At 73.7% G+C, this 19,682-nt stretch carries 10 protein-coding genes; all 10 read right to left on the reverse strand.

The window, feature by feature from the left end:
- Nucleotides 1-102: 102 nt before the first annotated feature.
- Entirely contained in the window at nucleotides 103-711 is a 609-nt protein-coding gene (locus ACNKFW_RS21730; protein ID WP_147429342.1) for a hypothetical protein, read from the reverse strand.
- Nucleotides 708-5,123, reverse strand: coding sequence for an eCIS core domain-containing protein (locus ACNKFW_RS21735; protein ID WP_333484286.1), 4,416 nt, complete (start codon nucleotides 5,121-5,123; stop codon nucleotides 708-710). Before ACNKFW_RS21735 ends, ACNKFW_RS21730 begins: the two co-directional genes overlap by 4 nt.
- Nucleotides 5,124-5,307: 184 nt before the next feature.
- Nucleotides 5,308-8,628 (reverse strand): hypothetical protein, encoded by a 3,321-nt coding sequence (locus ACNKFW_RS21740; protein WP_333484287.1) that lies wholly within the window; start codon nucleotides 8,626-8,628, stop codon nucleotides 5,308-5,310.
- A 41-nt stretch (nucleotides 8,629-8,669) separates the two neighbouring features.
- On the reverse strand, nucleotides 8,670-11,933 hold the full coding sequence (locus ACNKFW_RS21745; protein ID WP_333484288.1) for a phage tail protein: 3,264 nt from the start codon (nucleotides 11,931-11,933) through the stop codon (nucleotides 8,670-8,672).
- Nucleotides 11,930-14,470, reverse strand: a complete 2,541-nt coding sequence (locus ACNKFW_RS21750) for a hypothetical protein (protein WP_179922228.1) — start codon at nucleotides 14,468-14,470, stop codon at nucleotides 11,930-11,932. Before ACNKFW_RS21750 ends, ACNKFW_RS21745 begins: the two co-directional genes overlap by 4 nt.
- 4 nt (nucleotides 14,471-14,474) lie before the next feature.
- A complete protein-coding gene (locus ACNKFW_RS21755) occupies nucleotides 14,475-16,907 on the reverse strand; it encodes a hypothetical protein (RefSeq protein ID WP_333484289.1) in 2,433 nt (810 codons plus the stop codon).
- Nucleotides 16,904-17,302 (reverse strand): GPW/gp25 family protein, encoded by a 399-nt coding sequence (locus tag ACNKFW_RS21760; RefSeq protein WP_074990490.1) that lies wholly within the window; start codon nucleotides 17,300-17,302, stop codon nucleotides 16,904-16,906. The genes ACNKFW_RS21755 and ACNKFW_RS21760 overlap by 4 nt, the downstream gene beginning before the upstream one ends.
- Nucleotides 17,303-17,315: 13 nt before the next feature.
- The gene (locus tag ACNKFW_RS21765) at nucleotides 17,316-17,792 is read right to left on the reverse strand and encodes a hypothetical protein (protein ID WP_074990488.1); all 477 of its coding nucleotides are present in this window, start codon (nucleotides 17,790-17,792) and stop codon (nucleotides 17,316-17,318) included.
- A 3-nt stretch (nucleotides 17,793-17,795) separates the two neighbouring features.
- Nucleotides 17,796-18,539: a phage baseplate assembly protein V gene (locus ACNKFW_RS21770; protein WP_211331229.1), complete on the reverse strand. Its 744-nt coding sequence runs from the start codon at nucleotides 18,537-18,539 to the stop codon at nucleotides 17,796-17,798.
- A complete protein-coding gene (locus ACNKFW_RS21775; protein WP_333484290.1) occupies nucleotides 18,536-19,681 on the reverse strand; it encodes a hypothetical protein in 1,146 nt (381 codons plus the stop codon). The genes ACNKFW_RS21770 and ACNKFW_RS21775 overlap by 4 nt, the downstream gene beginning before the upstream one ends.
- Nucleotide 19,682 lies beyond the last annotated feature (1 nt).

Here is a 19,682-nt window from a genome sequence, read left to right on the forward strand (position 1 = left end):
CTACTCGGAATGCGGGATGGCGGTTTTCGCTGCGGCCAGCCGCGCGGGCCTTTGCAGGTTCCGGCCAAAGAGGCTTTGCGGCTCGCCGGGGACGGAGTGCCCTCACGGCGCGGTGTGATCGAGGACGGCGCGCATCAGGCCGCGCAATTCCGCATCCGGCTCGACCGGTTCCGCCTTGGCCAGCGCCTCGGCCAGCACCGGCCATCCCAGCACGCGAACCGCATAGGTCGCGGCCTTCCTGTGCCCGGCCAGCGGCGAGGCGAAGGCCCGGACAAAGGCATCGGCGACCCGCTGGTCATAGTCCTGCCCCACGGCCGCCAGGGCCACCCGGACCAGTTGCCGCTCGCTGTCGTCATGGGCCAGCAGGGCAAGATGCTGGTCCAGCGTCCCATAGGCCGCGGTGGCGTCGAAGGCTTGCAGGATCGCGGCGGCGGCCTCGGGGTCGCTGGCCTGGGCATCGACATGGGCGATGCGGTTGGTCCGGTCGAGCGTGAGCGTCACCAGGAGGTCGGGGTCATGGGACTCCATCCAGCGGATCGCGCCCGCGGAATCCCCCGCCATGTCCGGCACCGTGAAAAGGTCCAGCGGCGTTTCCGCCTTCAGCAGCCGGATCGCCTCGAACGCCCCTTGCCTGACCTTGCCGAGGTCGTCCTCCAGCGCGACATATCTGCCGAAGGCAAGCAGGTCGTCGTCGTTCTGGCTGCGGGTCATGGGTAACGGCTCCTCAGGAATGCGACCATGCCGGCGATGAGTTGCTGCGCCGCGGCCGCCTGCTCGGCCGGGGTCGAGGCACGGCGGCCCGCGCGGCTGACATTCGATAATGCCCATGAACGGAACGCCTGGGCAAGATCGCGCAGGGCCTGGTCCTCGCCCAGCACCGTCATGGCGCCGGTCTGCTGCCGAAGCACCCGGTCGAGAAGCTTGAAGATGTTGCCGGTGCGCCGGTGGCGGGCCTGGCGGGCCTCCGCGATCTGGCTGCGGGTGAAGCTGCCGCTGTCCTGACGGCCGCGAAAGTCCTGGTCGGCGGCGACCGAGGCGCCGCGTGGCGCCATCGGCGCATATTCGCCGCGCGCGGCCTCAAGCCGCGGGTTGATCATGCCGCGTTCCTCCAGCGAGCGGCCGGTGGCGCGCGCCGCAAGCTGGCCCGGCGCGCGAATGGGTTCCACCACGTTGCGCAGCTGGTCCGGATCCGGGCTGTCGAGATGTTCGGCCCGGAATCCCTCGTAGGCGGGTGCATTCGCCTGGAACAGCATCGAGGAGCGCCGCACGTCGCGGATATAGGCAGGCCGGCTGCCGGGCATGCTGATCGAGGTGTGGAACGGCCCCGAGAACCTGCCGAACCTTGCGCGGCCGAGCGGCAGGGGCAACTGGCCCGGCGCGGACAGGAACCGGCGTCCGGCAAAGACGACATCGGCTTCGTTCAGGCCCGCGCCCACCGTGACCTGGCGGCCCTCGCGCATCTGCCGCTCAAGCTCGGCCGATTGGGTGCGAACGGCGGGGTTCGAGGCCCGCTCCTGCTCGAACAGCCGTTCGGCCTCGATCAGGATCGGCTCCAGCGCCCGGCCGATGCGGGCCGGGCTGAGCTGCGCGATGCGCCCCGCCGGCGAGGAGGGGTTGATCCGGGCGACGATGGAATCGCCCTGCCGCTCCAGCGAGGTCAGGCGATAGCGCAGCCGCCAGAAGGTCAGCCGCGCGCCAAGGCCCAGGCGCGAGACGCCGCGCCGCGCCAGCTGCTGGACCTGGGGCTGGATCGCCCGCACCGCCCGGTCCAGCCGTTCGCGCTGGCGGCGCTCCTCCTCCTGGCGGCGGCGGCGCCGGCGGTCGGCATCGCTTTCGGAACGCTCGCGCCGGCGGTCGCGGCCGCGATCCCGTTCGCGCCGGCGGCGGTCTGCGGCGCGGCGGTCGCGGCGGGCCTGGTCGCGGGCGCGGCGGCGGGCATCCGCGCTGCCGCCGCGGTCGTCCCCGTCGTCGCGCCGCCGCCCGCGCCCGCCCGCGCGCCGGTCGCCGCTGCGCCGCCGCCGGCGCTCCATGAATTGCCGGAAACGCTGCTGGATGCGGGCGACGATGCGGCCGAAGGGCCGCGCGATGGCCCCCAGCAGGCGGCGGATCAGCGCGTCGACGCCGAGGAAGGTCAGCACCATGTCCACCGCCGCCACGATGCCATGCGCCAGGGCGCGCGCGAAGGCCGCCGCGCCATTGCCGGGCGCCGCCACCTGCATGACGAATTCCAGAAAGGCGCGGGCGGCAGAGAACAGCGACTGCACCAGCGACCAGGCCGCGCGGATCGCGTCGATCACCGCCATGATCGCGCCCGCGCCGGGGATCAGCTTCAGCGCAAGCTGGGTCGCCAGCCAGGTCATCGCCGCGACCGCCATGGCAGGCATCAGCAGGGGCAGGCTTTCGGTGATCAGGCCGATCATGCTGGTCGCCAGCACGGTCAGCATCTCGACCCAGTTCGGCGGCAGGTTCATCAGCAGTTGCAGGCCGGGAACCTTGTTGAAGAACCATTCCTTGAAGGCCTCTTTCAGCGAATCCCACAGGTGGTTCTTGACGCCTTCCTGCGCCTGCGACCCGGCCGCCGACAGGAACGCGCCGATCCCCATCCGCGTCACCCGCGCCATCAGCGCCATGAATTCGCCAAGCGCATCGGCCAGCGCCTTGATCGCCGCGGCGATACGGTCGACCAGGCCCGCGTTCTCGGCCTGGATCTCGGCCAGCTTCGCGTCCATCTCGCGGATGGCGCGCTCGCGCTCGCGGTCCAGCGCGGCAAGGGCGGCGCGCTGGGTCGCCTCGATGCGGGCCTCCATCGCCTGGAACTGCGCCTGCGTCCGGGTCAGCGCCGCCTGCGCCTCGGCGTCCAGGTTGCCCTTGTTGGCCTCGACCAGCCGGTCGATGGCGGCCTTCGCCTCGGCCAGGATGGCCTTGCATTCGTCGATAGTGCGCTGGATGCTGCCGCGGATCTCGTTCAGCAGCGCGTCGATATCGGCGATATACTGGTTGCGGTGGCTCTCGTAGAGCGCCTTGACCTCGGGCAGGCTGTTGATCGACAGCAGCCAGTCCCGCGCGCGGTTGTAAAGCCCCTTGGCGCCGGCATAGCGCCGCGCCTTGAAGGCCTCCAGATCGGCCCGGACGCCCGAGGCAAAGGCCTCCAGCCGCTGGCCCTGGCGGTCGCGAAAACTCTGCACCGCTTCGCTTTCCAGCGAGCCCAGCTTTTCGTTCACCTGCCCCTCGGCGGTGGCATAGGTGGCGTTGATCTGTTCGGCCAGGCTGCGCGCGCCGCCTTCCTCGCCCGAGCGGGTGCCGGTCTGTTCGCCGCTGACCGCCTCTTGTGCCGCGTCTCGCCCGGCCTCCATCCCGCCGACGCTTTCTGCCTCGGTCGCGGCCAGCCCCGCCGCGGCCTCTTGCGTGGCGGCGGTCTCGGTCGCGCGGGCCTCGGTCGCGGCGCCGGCCACGTTTTCGTTCAGCTCGTCCTTGTCGTCACCGATGGCGCGCAGCGGGCCTTCCTCGGCCCTGGCCAGGGTCGCGTCGTCCACGTCGTGCTCGGCCAGCGCCTCGTCGGCGGCTTCGCGGAACTCGCTGGCGTCCAGCGATTCCTCGGGCACCGCGGGGGGTGCCGCCCCGGTCAGGTTCGGCGCCGCCGTGGCCGGGGCGGCGACGGGCGCGGGCTGGGGCACGGCCGGGGGCGGGGCGGCGCCCGCAGGCGGGTTGCGCACCGCCGACATCGAGGACTGGACCGGCGCCGCCTGCTGGCCGGCCTCAGCGGCGACCTGCCGGCTGATCTGCTGGCGCGTGCCCGCCCCGCCCGGCCCGGCGAAATTGTCCAGCTCTTCGATGGTCGAGGGCGCGGCCGAGGCCAGCGCCGCCCCCGCCCTTTGCTGCGCCGCCGCCGCATCGGGGGCGGGGATCTCGGCCTGGGCAAGGCTGCCTGCCTGCTGGCTTTGGCCATCGGCCTCGGCCGCATTCGGCGCGGGCTCGGCCGCGGCCCGCGCGGCGCCGATCCGGGCATGTGCGCCCTCGTTCACCTGCAGGGCGTCGGCGCGTTCGGAAAGCCGCTCGCGCGCCGCTTCTGCCGCCGCCTCGCCGCGGTCGCCGAGGTTCTGGCCGAAACGCTTCGCCGCGCCCCCGCCACCTCCGCCTCCGCCCCCGCCTTTGGCGCGGGCGCCGCCCTTGTCCTTGGCAGCCGCGGCCTTGCCCTTCTCATCCCTTGTCCTGCGGCGATCCGGGCCCTCCTTGTCCTTTTTCTTCTGCGGGGCGCGGTCCGGCGCGGCCTCGGCCGCCCCGGCGGGGGCGCCGGCGATGGCGACCGAGGGCGCGGGCTTCGCCTCGGCCGCGTTCTCGCCGCGCGCGGTCTGCGAATCGTCGGGGGCCTTGCTGGCGGGCGCGGTCACCCCCGGCCGGCCGCCGGGCCTGGTCAGGCCCGAAACCCGCCCGCCCGCGGCCGAGACCTGCGAGGTCATCATCGGCGTCAGCACCGGCCCCGCCCCCGGCGCGACCGCGCCCGGCCGGGCCGGGGCCTGCGACAGCGCGGGCGAGGCGGCAAAGGGCGCGGCCCCCGCCAGGGCGCGGCGCATGATCCGGCCGCGCAGCGACTGCCCTGCCGCGCCGACCTGTGCGCGGCCGCCGGCCAGCACCGTCGCGGCGGCCGCGTCGGCGGCGGTTTCGGCCGCGTCTCCGGGATTCGAGACCAGCGATTTCGCCTGCACCGCGCCGCCGCCGCCGGAACGGCGCTGCTGCACGACATGGGCCAGCTCATGCGCGATCAGGCGATCGCCCGCCGCCGAGCCCGGCCGATAGCGGCCCGGCGCAAAGGCGATGTCGCTGCCCGAGGTCAGCGCCTCGGCCCGCGCCCGTCCCGTCGCCTGCGCCGCCGCCCCGCCGGTATGGATGCGCACGTCGGAAAACGAGGTGCCGAAACCCGTTTCCATCCGGGCCCGCAGGCTGGCAGGCAGCGCCGCGCCGCCGACGAGGCTGCGCTGCAGCAGGTTCAGCGGCTGCGGGGCGCTGTCACGGCTGGCCGAGGTCGAGACGGGGGCCGAAACCGAGGCGGGGGCCGGGGCAGGGGTCGCCGGGCTGCGCGAAGCGTCGGCCGAACGGGTCGAAACGGGGCCGGTCCTGGCCTTCATCCTGGGCCTCCCGCCTTGCGGGGCGCGCCGGAAAAAGGAAGTGGACCAGGCCGCAGCACGATCCACTTCCAGGGACTTGAACCCTTCGGCATCCGCCGACCAGTCGACTCGAACGCGATGTCCCGGTTCGAGATCCCCTTCAGCCTAGCATTTCCGCGGGTCCGCACCAAAGCAATTCTCCGTTTCAGGGCAGGGTCGCGGGCAGGCTGGGACTGCCCATCCCCGAATAGGCGTTGTCGGCGAAGGCGCCGATGAAGACGTCGGGGCGGCCCCAGCTCGGCTCGTCATTGCCAAGGCTGACCCAGCGGATCCCGACCGAGGGACCGTGGCAGAAATTGCCCCTGACCTCGACCAGCGGCCCGAACCAGCCCCACAAGCGGATGCCGTCGCAATCCAGCCCGATCGGCTGCTCGCCATCCGCCAGCGGCACATAGCCGGCGTCGATGGCCTGGTTGCCGTTGATCCGCGCCGACAGGGTGCTGCCGATCCAGATGCCGCCGCGCTGGCGGGCTTGCCAGGGCAGGCGCAGGTCGATGCGGTTGTCCTGCACCTCGACCGAGCGCAGGAAGATGAAATTGGACCGCGACCGGCCCGACGAGCCGGCGATGCGGACCCCCTGGGCAAAGCCCGAAACCTGGTTGCCGCGGATACGCGCGCTCTGGCCCGGCAGTGCCAGCAGTGCGGCGACCGGGCGGACCAGCGCCTTGCCGCGGGCCGGCCCGCGCGAGGCGGCGACGGTGATGCCGGTGCGCCCGTGCGCCACGCCGTTCGTGGCGCTCAGCCCGTCGCGCAGGGGCTGGAACAGCGGCCCCATCCCGGCCGGGATGGTCGCCGAAGAGCCCAGGCCGAAGACCGCGCGCGCCAGGTCGCGGCGAAAGTCGCGCAGGAAATCGTCCATGATCTCGGGCGGGTGGCTGGCGCCGCCGGGGGGCTGGTTGGTTTCCGCGATCCGCTCCCACAGCTCGCTGCCCAGCGTGGCATGGGTGGAGAAGCTCAGCGTGTCGCGGCCCCACATGCCGTTCGCCATGGCGATGCCGTGCCGTGCCACCACGGGCGGACCCGGCGGCGGGGCAAAGGCGAAGACCGGCCCGCCGACGAAGTCGAAGCCGCCGTCGCCGTCATGCAGGGTGATGCGGTCCAGCAGCACCTCTCCGACCGCGCGCAGGGTCTCGCCGCCGGCAGCGAGTTCGGCGGCAAGGTTCAGGGGATCGGGGCGGATGGCGATGACGTTGTCCTCGATCTCGGCATGGCCGGGGTCGGCGGCGGTGACGCCGCTGTCGAACATCCCCAGGCTCAGCGTGCAGCGGCGCATGGCGAAGCGGCGGGTCGGGCGGTCCGCGCCCGACACCTGCCGGATGGCCGCGGGGCCGGGTGCGGCAAGGCCGGCGGCGGTGACGCGGACCTGGTCCAGCCGCACCTCGCCGCAATCGACGAAGTCGATCACCGCGCCGTCGCCCGCCGCCAGGGCCTCGGCCGCGAAGTCGCGTAGGTCGACCGAGCGGCAACGCTCGAAGCGGATGATGCGCCGCAGGTCGCCGCGCAGGATCGTGCCCGGCCCGATGCCGCCGACGATCAGGTCGCCCTTGTCGGCGACGACGATGGTCGCGGCCAGGTCGCGCACCCCGGCATTCAGGCAGATGCGGGCATTGCCGTCGGCGGGGATCGTGTCGATCACCGCCTGGACCGAGGCCCCGGGCGGCACCGCGATTTCACCGCAGCCGTCCGACAGGCGCAGGAACAGTTCGTCCAGCGCCTCTTGCACGGTATCGGCCTCGGTGCCGACGCGGGCGCCGTCGTAGCCGGTGAAATCGGCCTCTTGCCGGCACAGCTTGCGGCTGCGCAAATCCAGCCATGCGTGCAGGATCATCGGCGTCGCCGCCGCGCCGCGCTCCAGCAGCGCCAGCGGCGCGAATTGCCGCTCGGGGCCGTGGGCGGTGGTGACGGCGGGGCCGTTGGCCTGGGGCGCCAGCGCGCGGGCCTCGGCCTGCCACCAGTCGCCGGGCTCGAAGGCGCCATCGACCTCGGCGATCAGCCCGTGTTCCAGCGTCAACGTGGCTGCGCCGGTGCCGGGCCGTTCCAGCAGGCCAGACCACAGCCGCAGCTTGAGCCCCTCGGTCCCCAGGGGTGCGGGGTCGAAGGGCGGCGCCGGGGTTTCGGTCAGCGGATCGAGCAGCCGGAACTCGCGCAGCGAGCCGGCGACGACATCGCCGCCGTCCAGCCGGAACAGCATCCCCTGCATCCGGCGCGGCCGCAGGAAGCCCGCGGCATTCACCGCGCCGGGGGCGGCGTCGCCGCGCTCGACCGCCTCCGAGGTCAGTTCGACCAGGTCGCCCGCGCGCAAGGGGTCGTTCGCGCCGACGCGGACATGGGTGACGGCCGCGCCCGGCGGCTGGTCGGGCATCAGGGCACAGGGCCATAGCCCCGCCGCATTGTCGCGCGACCACTTGAACCGCGTGACCGCGCCGGCGCCGGTCGTGACCTCGTGCACGACCAGCCGATACAGCCGGTTCTCGGTGCCGCTGTAGCCGCCCGGCACCGGCAGGTCGCAGGGATCGGCGGCGGCGGTGCCCGCGCTGGTGCCAAAGGCGACGCTGCCTGTGGGCAGGGCGACGCTGTCGAAGGCGGCGGCGATGGCCGCGGGCTCGGTCAGGCCGGCGACGGGGGCCAGCTTGACCTGCGCCACCACCTCGGACCGGCTGGTCGTCTCGCGCCCGGCACCAAGCGCCTGTTCGCGCAGGCCGGGATCCTCGACGGCGGTGACGACGCGCTCGGACAGTTCCAGATAGGCCGCGACCCGCGACCCCGGCGCCCCGGCCGAGGCGGCGCGCAACTGGTCCGCCGCGGGTCCGGTCAGGTCGGGCCAGGCGGCCTCGCGGGCATCGGCCAGCAACCCGCCGATCTGGAAGCCGCCCGCGCACCAATGCAGCACCGCCGAGGCGCCCGAGGGGGCCTCGGTTTCGATCAGCGCGACCCAGCAGGGCTGCGCGCCGGGGGCGAAGACGGCCTGCGCGCCGTTCAGCGTGACGGCAAAGGGGGCATAGCTGCCGGTCGCCGGGACGTTGAGGACGCTGCCCGCGACCGTCACCGTCGCCGGCTGGTCGGCGCGCATCCAGACCCGGCAGGGCGTCGGCGCGGCCAAGGGGCTGCGCAGCGGAACGGTGACGGTTCCCGCCCCGCCGCCAAGCTGAAGCCCCGGCAGCCGGTCCAGGTACTTGCGCGAGAAGTCCCGCACTGCGCTGGCGCCGCCCGCCGCCTGGGGCTGTTGCCCCAGCACCGGATCGAACATCGCCAGAAGCCGCCCCGGCGTGACGAAGAACCCCAGGTCGGTCGAGCCGCTTGCGCAGGCGACATGCGCCAGCCCCTGCCGGTCGATGCGGTCTCCGGCGTCCATCAGCGCATGCAGGTCGCTGTCGAGGATCGGCGCGCCCTGCCGCGGCAGCACGCGCCGATAGCTGCGTCCCCGCTTGGCGTCAGGCCGGTGTCCGCGCGAAAAATCCCCTTCCATGGCCTGTCCTCCCTGTCGTTCCCGTCTGGCCGGGCCCCCTGTCAGGCCCGCGCCACGATTCCTGTCCCGAGCCCGGCCGGCGTATGCTCGGCTAGCCGCCGCTCCAGCCCCGCGTAAAGTTCGCCCAGCCTTGCGGCGTTGAAGGCGCCGATCTCGCCCCCGTCCGAAGCGCCGGCCAGCACCCGCCCGTCGCCCTGCGCATCCAGCCGCAGGAAGGCCGGGTCGCGGCGTTCCCGGCTTGCGAAGGGCGGGCGGATCGGCTGGCCGGTCACGGGGTCGGTTTCCAGCACGCGATGGCGGCGCGGGGTCTGGCTGCCGGGGCCGACCAACGAATAGCGCAGGCAGCCGCGAAAGCGTTCATGCGCCAGCAGCAGCCCGGCGGCGATGGTGTCGGAAAGCTGGGCCTGGCCCACCTCGACCCGGCCCAGCAGGGTGGTGCGTTCGCTGGCCAGCCGTGCCAGCGGCGCGGTCAGCGCCGGCTGGATGTCCTCGGCCGCCGCGACGATAGAATCGGCGATGTCGATCTCGCCCGGCTCATCGACCAGCAGCGGGCCGAGGATGCAGCGCCGGATCGTCGCACGCTCGACCCCCGCGGCCTCGAACAGCCGCAGCCGCAAGGTAAGGTCGGCGCGCAGCACGCCCAGGAAGCCCAGGAAGACCTGCTGCGCCGGGGGCAGTTCCAGCGTCATGCCGCCCGCGCCCGTCCGGGTCAGGGCGATGCCGCCAAGCGCAAGGCTGTCATAGCTGGCCGCGCCGGGCACCGAGGAGGCGACCTGGATCACCGGCCGCTCGAAGGGCGCGGCGCGCAGTTCCAGCCGGGCGGGGCCGGCGGGCCAGGCCAGCGCCTCGGCCGGGTAGAAGCCGGAATCGACGATCTCGATGATCTCTTCGGGCTGGCCGGCGCCCGCCGCCGCCAGCGCCGCCGCGACCGTGCGGTGCAGCGGCAGGCCCAGCAGGTCGGGCGCGGCGCCGCTGCCAAGGTGCCCCGATGCCGAGACCAGCCGCGTCGGCGCCGGGCGCAGGCCCAGCCAGCGGCGGTGGTCCAGGGGCAAGGCGCCCATGGGCATGGTCGCGCCATCTTGCAGGTCGACCGTGACCGGATCCGGCGCGGCGATGCCGGCCGCGGGCGGATGCGGCACGATGCCGTCGTCTGCGTTCATCGCGAACAGGCCAAAGCGCGGGTCGATGTCCAGCCGGCCCGGCCGGGTCGGTTCCAGCACGTCGGGGCCGGATTCGCTTTGCCACGGGCACAGCCGGCGCCAGCCCGCCTCGCGCCGCCGGATCGCCACCGGGCCGGGCAGAGGCGCGGCATCGCCCAGGCTGCGCCGCATCGGCGTCGTCGTGCCCGCAAGCCAGGTCGAGCCGTCCGCGCCCGCCTGGACCGCCACGCTGTGCCGGGCCAGCAACGGGCCGCGCGGCCAGAAGGCGCTGCCGTCCGGCGCCGTCTCGGCCGTGTCCGAGGCGATGAGTTCGGGCAGGTGGATCAGCACCGCGCTGCCGTCATAGGCGGTGAAGGCGATCTCGGCCGGGGTCATGATCGCGCCGTTCAGGCTGGATTCGAAGCGCAGCGACAGGGCAAGGTCCGAGGGCCCCGCGGCCAGGATCCCGCCCAGTTCGCCGAAGCGCGCCGGCAGGGCCGCGGCGGCCAGCGGCACGCCGTCCGCACCCACCGCCGACCAACTGGCGCTGCGCGGGTCGGGGCCGGTCCAGTCCAGCCGCAGCATCGGGGCGAAGCGGCGCTGGCCGGCGAAAAAGGACAGCGCGAAAACCAGCGCGCAGCGGGTGGCGGGGGTCGCCGGCAACAGGCCGTTCGCGCGCAGCACGGTCCCGCCATGCAGCACGGCCGGCGCGGCGGCCGGCGCGGCCAGCGCCGGGGCGAAGGGTGCGCGCTCGGCGGTGCCCTCGGCCTCGGGCCAGGCCGGTCCGACGGGGGCCGAGGCCAGCGCCCGGCCGGGCAGCGCGCCCGCCGCCAGCGGCAGGGGGTCGTGCAGCGCGCCGTCGGCGCCGATCCAGTAGAGCCGTTCGCCGCTGATCCGCTGTTCGGGGATGCGCAGATACAGCGCGCCGCGCCGATAGCCGGCCAGCGCCAGCTCGGCCACCGCCGCGGCGCGGCCGGCCGAGGGCGCGCTGCCCGCGACCTCGATCACCGTCGCGCCGATCATGCGGCTGGCGGCGGGGGCCTCGGGGCGCAGGCGCAGCAGCATGGCATGGCTGTCAGGGACATCGCCGGCGCCCGCTGCGGTTCCCGCCTGGCCCGCCGGGCCGACGGTGATCTGCCCGCGCAGTTCCGCCAGCGCCAGGTCGGGCAGGTTGCCGGCAAGCGGGGCCGAGACCAGCGCGATCTCGACCGGGCCGGAATAGCGCCGGGTGTCGGCGTCGATCAGGCCCAGCACGGCGGGGCTGCGGCCCAGGATATTGTCGGCCGGGTCGCGCCTGGCATTGCGCGGGACGGGTGCGCCGGGGCGGACCGCGGCGGCGGGAACCCCGGTCAACCGCACGGCGAAGCGCCCCTCGCGCCCGAACCAGGCGCCGGGTTCCTCGGCAAACAGCCCGTCGGGCACGCGGTCGGTGCCGGGGCGGTCGTCGAAACCCGAGGCGCGCACGCGCAGCGGCCGCCAGGCGTTGTCCGGGTCGAAGGCGAAGCGGCGGTCCCCCGCGCCGGCGGGCAGTTCGTGGCAGGCTGCCCGGCGCAGGGGGTGAAGCTGCGTCGGAAAGGCCCAATGGACCAGGTGGCGCGGATGGACATGGCCCGAATCGGGACCGATGGGGCGTGGGTCGAACAGCCGCATCAACCCCGCCAAGGGCCCCGACGCGCGGTCGGCGACCGAGGCCGGGCGCAGGTCGGCCATCACCCGTTCGCGGCGCAGCAGGTTCAGATCCTGTGTCAGCATCACCGCCTTCCAGCCCTCGCGCAGCGCCACCTGGCGGTCGCACAGCACCCGCGCCATTTCCTCGAGCATCGCGGGCGTGCCCTTGCGCCGCCGCCAGCCCATCGCCGCGCCCAGGTTGCGGCGGTTCGCGTCTGGATCGCGAAAGACCAGATCCAGCCCGATCGAGGCGGCCAGCACGGGCAGCATCTCTTCGCCCGCGCTTTCGATGAACAGGTCGGCATGGAGTTCCTCGACCGATTGGCGCAGGGCGGCCAGGGGGGCGGCAAGCGCCTCGACCATGGCCAGAAGCTCGGCGGGCTCGGGCGGCTCGGCCAGCGCGGCGGCCCGGTCGCGGCGCTTGTAATATTCGGGGATCAGCGCATAGAGCAGGTCGCGCGTGCGGTTCAGGTGGTCGCGGTCATAGGGATAGCTCATGGCGCGCCCCCCTGTTGCAGGCGGCCCAATGCGCCCGGTTCCAGCACCTGGATCTCCAGCGCCGAGGGCTTCAGCCGCAGCCATTGCCGGGTGCTGGCGTGGATGATGTCGGCGACCTCGGCCGTGCCCGCCGCGGGCTGGGCCAGCCGGTAGCGCGTCGCCAGCACCGCGGCGATGCCGGGCCGCTCCAGCAGCCGCGCGTAAAGGCCCGACAGCGATTGCGGCGCCGAGAGTTCGCGCCCGGCAAAGCTGAACAGCCCCGGCAGGTCGCCCCCGCCCAGCAGCAGCGCCTCGGCCTCGTGCCGTGCGGCCTCGGCCAGCCAGGCGCGGTCGCGTTCGATCCGCAGGGCCAGCGCGATGTCCACCGCCTGCGGGGCGGCGACGACCAGCGCCTGCCCGGTATCGCGGCGCGCATCCAGGAAGGCGGTGAACCCGGCAAGATCGGCGGGGCCGTTGCCCTCGGCATCGGCGGCGACAAGCTCGATCCCCACGCCGTCGCGCCAGCGGGCCGAGGCGCGGCTGATGCCGGGGAAAAGCAGCGCCAGGTCGGCGTGATCCTCGATCGAGACGGCGCGGTCGAAGACCCGGACCGGGCGCACCGCCTGCCGGGCGATGTCCTCGGCGCCGGCGGGATCGGCGCCGCCGGCGATGGGCAGGGGGTTCGTCACCGCCCCGATCAAGGGCGAGGCTTTGCGGATGCGGCTGAGCCGCCCGGCGCCGGTATTGCCCGCCGCTCCCAGCCCGGTGCGATAGGCGGCGGTGACATTGCGCCGTCCCGAGGGCGGGATCGCGCCCCGCCCCTCGCCGCCGAAGCGGATGCGGACCTCGCCCGCCGCGTCGGTCTGGGCCAGATGGACCCGGTCGTCGGGGCCGGCATCATGAAAGTCCGGGACCAGATCCCACAGCACGCCGTCCACGCGCACCTCCAGCGCCATGCGGCTGCCGAGCGCGCCGGGCAGGCGGGTGACGGGGGCGTTCTTCAGCGCAAATTCCTGATGCGGCGTCACCCCGTCCGAACCGCCCAGGATGTCCTGTTTTGCCTCGCCGTGGCTGACGCGGACGACATTGCCCAGTACCTCGACATCGCCCATCGGCCAATCCGCGGGGAAACCGCCCGGCACCTCGATCTGCAGGGTCCAGCCCCCGCCGGCGGCGGGCGGCGGCTTGATCGCGGCGAAGCTGGCTTCGCGCGCCTCGCCGGTCGAGATGCGGCGCAGGATCGCCGGGCGGCCGGGGCGCATGGCGGAGAGGTCCGCCGCGACCGCGAATTCGGGCTGAAGCGGCGCCGGGTTCGGGATGGCGGGCAGAAGCCCCGGCATCTCGGCCCAGCCGGTCAGGACATGGGCGTCCAGGGGAAAATCCGTCCATGATCGCGGCGGCCGGCCGGGCGAGAGCATCGCCAGCCCCAGTGTCGTCGCCCGGCCCGAAAGTGCGGTTTCGGCGACGGTCTTTTCGGTGGTGACCGATACTGCGGTCGCGCCCGCCGCATCGGTCGAACTCGTGACCTTGGGCTGTTCGATCACCTCGCCGCGCAGGAAGGTCACGGCCGTCTCGGCCAGGGTTTCCAGCCAATAGACCTCGGCCCGGTCGGGGAAAAGCAGGACGGCCCTGTCGCCGGGCGCGGGTGCCTGTTTCAGCGTTTCCGCAAGCAGCAGCGCATCGCCCGGCGCGGCGGGCGCGGCGTAGCCGAAGGCGGTCGTCCCGGTGGGCTGCGTGGTCGACGGGCCGACATAGGGCTTGGCCGCGGCCAGCGCCTCGGCCGGCCAGAGCGCCGCCGGAGCGTTCCAGCCGAACAGGCGCGCATCATGGCGGGGCCGGGCCAGGAGGCGATAGCCGGCCTGCCAATCCGCGCCGGTGCCGGGCTCGGCAAAGGGATGGCCGCCGATGTGCCGCAGCGCGATCTGCGGCGGCCTGCTGCCCTCCATCGCGTCGGCGACGCGAAAGACGCCGGTACCCCGCGCCCCTTCCAGCAGCACGATCTCGTCCTTGCTTAGCCCGTGGCGCCTTTCCAGGAGCAGCGTCAGCTGCCCGTCCATGACCTGGACGGGGTCCGGGATCTCGGCCTCGGCGGGGCGGATGGCGTTCCATTGCGCGTCTACCTGTGCCTCGGCCAGCGTCTCGAAGGTCTGCGCCCTGGCCTCGCCCAGGGGCGAGGTCTGCAAGGCGAAGCCCTGCGGCAGGCTGCCCGACAGGCCGGGCTTGACGGTAAAGGCCGCAAGCCCGGTCGCCGCCGCGCCGGGGCCGGGGCTGTAGGCCAGCTTGCGGGCATGGCGGGTCAGGTTCTCGGCCAGCCGGGCCGAGCCGAGGCTGGCCTCGCGTGCATAAAGCCCCTGATGCTCGCCCAGGATATGGGCGACCAGCGCGGGCAGTTCGATCAGCGTGCGGGCAAGGCCGCGCCCCTTGGCCGGGATCTCGATGCCGTGGCCGTCGCGGGCAAGGGTTTCGGCCAGCGCGACCAGTTCGTTGAAATCGGGCCCGAAATAGCGGTCGGTGCCGCGGGGTGAGGGGCTGGGACGATGGATCGGCGGGCGCGACATGGCTTTACCCCGTGCTTGCGGGTTCGGGGGCGGGTCCGGCCACGACGAAGCCCTGGCCGGGCGGCGGCGTGTCGGTGCCCATGACGGTGACGATCAGCCGGCCGCGCTCGGGCCGTGCCTCGTCGCCGGAGAATTGCGCGATCTCGGTCGGGCCCAGTTCGATCACCGCCGAGACGGCGGGCGCGCCGGCGCGGCGCAGCGGGCGGAAGGTCGCGGCCTTGACCGCGCCCACGCCGGGCACGCGGGCGGCGGCGGCCAGCAGTTCGGACAGCAGGATGGAATCGCCGAAGCCCCGGCGCGCGGGGTGGAAGAAGCCCGGTCGCGCCGCGCTGCCCGGCGCCAGCGCCTCGCGCAGGGCGCGGCGGATCGCGGCGGCGCCGGCGCCCGCCCGCGGGCAGACGACAAGATGCAGGTCCAGCGCGACATAATCCGGGGCGCCCAGCACATGCTCGCGCCCCGCCATGCGCAGGGCGTCGAGATGGGCATGCACCGCGGCCGCCGTCGCGGCGTCCAGCCGGTCGCCCTGGTCGGGGGCGCAAAGGACCATGATGGTGTTGAACACCCCGCCCAGCGGTTTCGCGGCGGCGCGGGCAACGCCGGGGATATCCTCGGCCGCGCGGGCGTAATCCTCGGCGGTGACGCAGCGGGCGCGGGCGGGGTTGCGGATCGATTCCGGGATCAGGTCGCGGGCGACGGCGGTCGAGACCCGTGCCCGACCGCCCGTCGCCGGCAGCAGGTTCGTCGCGGCGACCGGCGCCAGCGCCGCGAAATCCGCCGCCGCACCGGCATCGCCGCCGCCCGGCGGGCGCGTCCCGGTCAGGGCGAAGGCGCCCAGGTTTCCAGCCTCGGCATCGCCCTGCCGCCAGTCCAGCCTTATGCGCTGATGCGCGGGCTGGTTCGCCAGCGCCCGCGGCCCCGACCCCGGCGGCAGGGGCAGCGCCCGGCCGCGATTGCCGTCGCCGAACATCAGCCAGACCGCGCCGTCCTCTTCCGTCTCGGTGGTGAAATGGCGGTCGAAGCCGGCCGAGTTCATCAGCGTCGGCTGCCAGTCCCATGCCTCGGCCCCGACATGCAGCCGGACCGAGGGGCGGCCGTCCCCGTCCGTCAGCACCTGCGGCTGCGGCGTCCTGAGCGCGCGGATCGTGACCGCTCCGGTCAGCAGGTCGGTTGCGGTGACGATGTCCTGCCGGCCGGCGCCCAGGCCCATTGCCGCGCCTTCCTCGTTCGCGGCGCTGGCGGGGTCGCCGTGGATCGCCTCGACCAGGTTCGCGGTGATCAGCAGCGGCGCGCCCTCGGGGTCCGACCAGGGCCGGAAGGGCAGGGGCAGCGGCTCGGCCAGTTCCAGCCGCGTCAGTTCGCGCGGCAGCGTGTGGGCGGGGTCCGAGGGATCGGCGGCCCAGCCCGGCTGGCTGATCTCGGAGAGGGCGGCGATCCGGGTGACATGGGCGGCACGGCCCTGGACCAGCGCGATGCGCTGGCCCGGCAGCAGACGCGCGCCCCAGCCCCACAGCAGCAATTCGCGTGCGCCGGCGGGCAGGATCGCATCGGGCGCGCCGGGCCATGCCGCCAGCCGCAGCAGGCCCCGGTCGGCATCGCGCTGCAGCCCGGCGTTCCAGGCGGCGTCCAGCATGGCGGGGGCCTGGCTGGTGAAGGTGGCGGTGATCCGGCCCATGCCCTCTTCGCGCACGAAGCGGGTGCCCGCAGGCAGGAAACCCGCCCGGCCGGGCGGCAGGTCCACGGCGACCACGGCAAGGGCCGAGCCGCCCTCGTCCAGCGCCAGGCCGAGCGCGGCGGCATGGCGGCTGAGCGAAAGCCGCTCGCGCGCGGTGTCGACGAAGGCCTCTTGCGCGACGCGGTCCTGGTGCAGCGACAGCATCTCGGCATGATGGGCCAGCAGTTCGACCAGCATCGCCTCGGTCGAGGCGGGGTTGGTGCCGGCCCAGTTCGGATCGGTGGCGGCGGCCCAGCTCTGCATCACCGCAAGGAAGCCGGTGAAGTCCTTGGTCGCAAGGTCGATGGCGGGCTGCACCCCCGGCGGCGGGGGCGGCGCGGCGGGTTCGCGGCAATCGCCCGCCGGGCAGGCGACGAAGAAATCGAAGCCCGCCTCGGCGAAGAACGGATCGAGCGGGTCGTCCCCGCCCGAGAGCAGCCGCACGCGGGTCTGGCCGCGCGGTCCCTGCTGGGCGAAGCGGATGGTGATCTCGACGTCGCCATCGGCGACCGGCATCACCTCGGCCTCCAGCGGCTGGCTGCCCGGCGCGGTGACGGCGATGTCCTGGGGCGCGAGGCCCGCGGCGGGCTTGGCGAGCCGCACCGACAGGGCCACGGCAAAGCCCGGCGGCGGCGGTTCGGAAAAGCTCAGCGCCGCGATCCCCTGCCAGCCGGGCCCGATCTCGGCCTCGCCCCATTGCAGTCCGAAGGTGCCCGCCTCGCTCATAGCACCACCTCCAGGCGGTGGGGCCTGCGGTCGGCGCGCAGGGCGTAGTCGATCGAGACCAGCACCGTCCCCTCGTCGCCGCCATCCTCGACGGTCAGATCCTCCAGCGTGACCTCGCCGGCGAAAACCGCGTCGAGGCTTTCGCGGATGCGGTATTCGATGGCCGAAAGCGCCAGCGGAGAGATGTTCTGGAACACCTGCGCATCCAGCCCGGCGCCGAAGCGCGGGCGCATGACGCGCTCGGCCGGGCGGGTGAACAGCACCGCCATGATGCGGTCGCGGACATGGGTATGCGCATCCTGGGTCTCGGCCAGCCCCTCGCGGCGCAGCCGGGTGCCGGCACGCACCAGCGGCGGGCCAAGGGCGAAGGGATCGGCGATATGTCGGGCGGCCATCCTGTCTCTCCTTTCAGGTGACGGGCGCGGGGGGCATGGGCGGCGGAAAGGTCACGATCGCGGACAGGGCCTGGGCATGCAGCGCCGCCGCGATCTGGTCGGCGCGCGAGGATTGCGCGGCGCCGGTGTCGGACAGGGCCGCCGTGATCGCCGCCCCCGCGGCCGGGGTCGCGACGGGCGGCGCGGCCACGCCGGGGCCGAAGGACTGGCCGGCGACATAGGCCATGAAGGCCAGCGCGATCCCCTGGCCCGCCCCCGCCGCCGCGCCCGATTGCAGCACGGGGACCAGTTGCGCCTGCAACTGGCCCTTGCGCGCCGCCGCCGTCGCGCAGGGAATGCCCGCCGCCATCGCCATGCCGAACCAGTCGGCGATCGCCCCCGCCAGGGCCTGCGCCGAGGCCGCGGCGTCGTCCTTGAAATCGCCGTTCTCGTCGCGCGGCAACCATTGCGACTGAAGCGATTGCGAAAGGGCGGCGGGGACAAGCGGCATGGTCTATTCCGTCTTCGAAACCTGGCTGAGATGGCTGGAGCCCATCGGCTGGGCCGGTGGCCCCGAGGGGCCGACGCCGGTCGGATGGGTGTGGCTGTTGAAAAGCTGCATGAAGGCGTCGCCGAGGATCAGCGATTCCGAGGCATTGGCCCCCAGCTTGATCGTGTCGGCGGTGATGGTGATCTCTCCCTGCCCCGAGATGCGCAGCTCGGCGCCCGAGGCTTCGGCGATGACGACGACCTCGCCGTCGTCGTCCAGGCTGATGACATGGCCAGCCCTGGTGCGCAGGATGACCAGGCCGGGGGCGGCGGGGCCGTCGGGCCCCTCGGGCGCCTCGGTGCCGGTCTCGGTTCCCAGGTCGTCCTGCCCGCCGCTGCTTTCGGGCGCGCCCCAGAAGGTGCCGGCCCAGATCGGGCGCATCGGGTCGCCGGCCTCGAATTCGATCCAGACGGTGTCGCCGACCTCGGGCAGGGCGAAGAAGCCGCGGTTGTGGCCGCCGCCCCAGGGCAGGCAGGGCAGTGCCCAGCCCGTTTCCTGGTCCTCGCCCAGGACTTCGGGGACGCGGGCGCGGATGCGGGCGATCTTCCTGGGGTCGTCGCGGTCGGTGACGATGCCGGCGTATTTGCCGTAGAAGGCGGGCCGCCCGGCCTCGCCCACCAGCGCGGCCAGCGCGCGCAGCAAGTCGGAGGACAACCCTTCTGCCGCCAGCATCCGTCCGAAATCCGTCCTTGGTCCGTTGCCGCTCATGCCGGGGGCTCCTCTTCCGCCGATTGCCCGAAGCTCTCGCCGCCGCGCCGGCCCAGGGCGTTGGACAGCGCCGAGAAACGCTGCACCAGCGCGCCCTCGACCATCTCGGTCGTGACCTCGCGGATATACCAGGTGCCGCTGAGCCGGTCGCCGACGCCCTTGATCAGCGCGGTGCGATGCGCCCGCAGCAGGCCGCGATAACGCGCGGGGTCAAGCTGGCCCCGCGCCTCGATCGCCAGGTGATCCCGCACCCCGCGCCCGCGGGCATGGGCGCCCATCGCCGCATCGCGGGGCAGCGCGCCGCGCAGGAAGCGGACCGAGCCGGTGGCGCCGGCGCGGGCCAGCCCCTGGGCGGCCTCGGCGGCGAACAGCGCCTGCCCCAGCAGCTCGTCCTGGGCATCGCCGTCGGCCCGGACCATGCGCTTGGCCACCGCGTCGATGCCATGGGCAAGGCGCCTTTCCGGGCGCTCAAGGCTGGCGGCGAAGTCGATCCAGTCCAGGTTGGCATTCTCGCGCAGGATGGTCAGGTCGGCCTGCGGCTGGCCGGCCAGGTCGCGCGGATGGAAATGGCAGGTCGGCTGGCCCGAGACGGGATCGGGCTCCAGATAGGTGACGAAGCCGTTGCGCGCCGCCAGGTGGCGCAGGAACGACCAGTCGTCGGCGCGCTGGATCAGCAGCATGTCGTCGGCTGCCAGCTTGGCATCGGTGTCCTGTGCCTCGAACTGCAAGCCGTAGCGGCCGGCGATCTCGCGCGCGGCATCGGAATCGCCGGCATCGGGATAGCTTGCCACCCGCTCCTCCGCGGCCATCAGCATGGCGGCGTCGGCGGCCAGCACCTCCAGCCAGGAATTGGCCTCGGGTTCCTCGAAATGCGGGCGCAGATGCGAGAGATAGCCGGAAAACATCACCTGGTCGGTCCCGCCCGGCGCGGCCAGGGTCAGGCGGATCTCGGCGCCCGGCTCCAAGGGGCCGTCGTCCAGCACGTCATAGGTGCCGTCCGCCCCCTGCCGCAGCCCGATCCGCAGCGCCAGGCGCGCGGGCGCATTGTCCGCCTCGGTCAGTTCCAGCGCGCCGATCCGGCCAAGCAGCACCCCCGGAAGCCGGGTTCCGTCGATCTCGATGGAAAAGCGCGGCGTGGCCATG

This window comes from Paracoccus sp. TD-10 (assembly GCF_048270675.1).
GTDB classification, from domain to species: domain Bacteria; phylum Pseudomonadota; class Alphaproteobacteria; order Rhodobacterales; family Rhodobacteraceae; genus Paracoccus; species Paracoccus pantotrophus.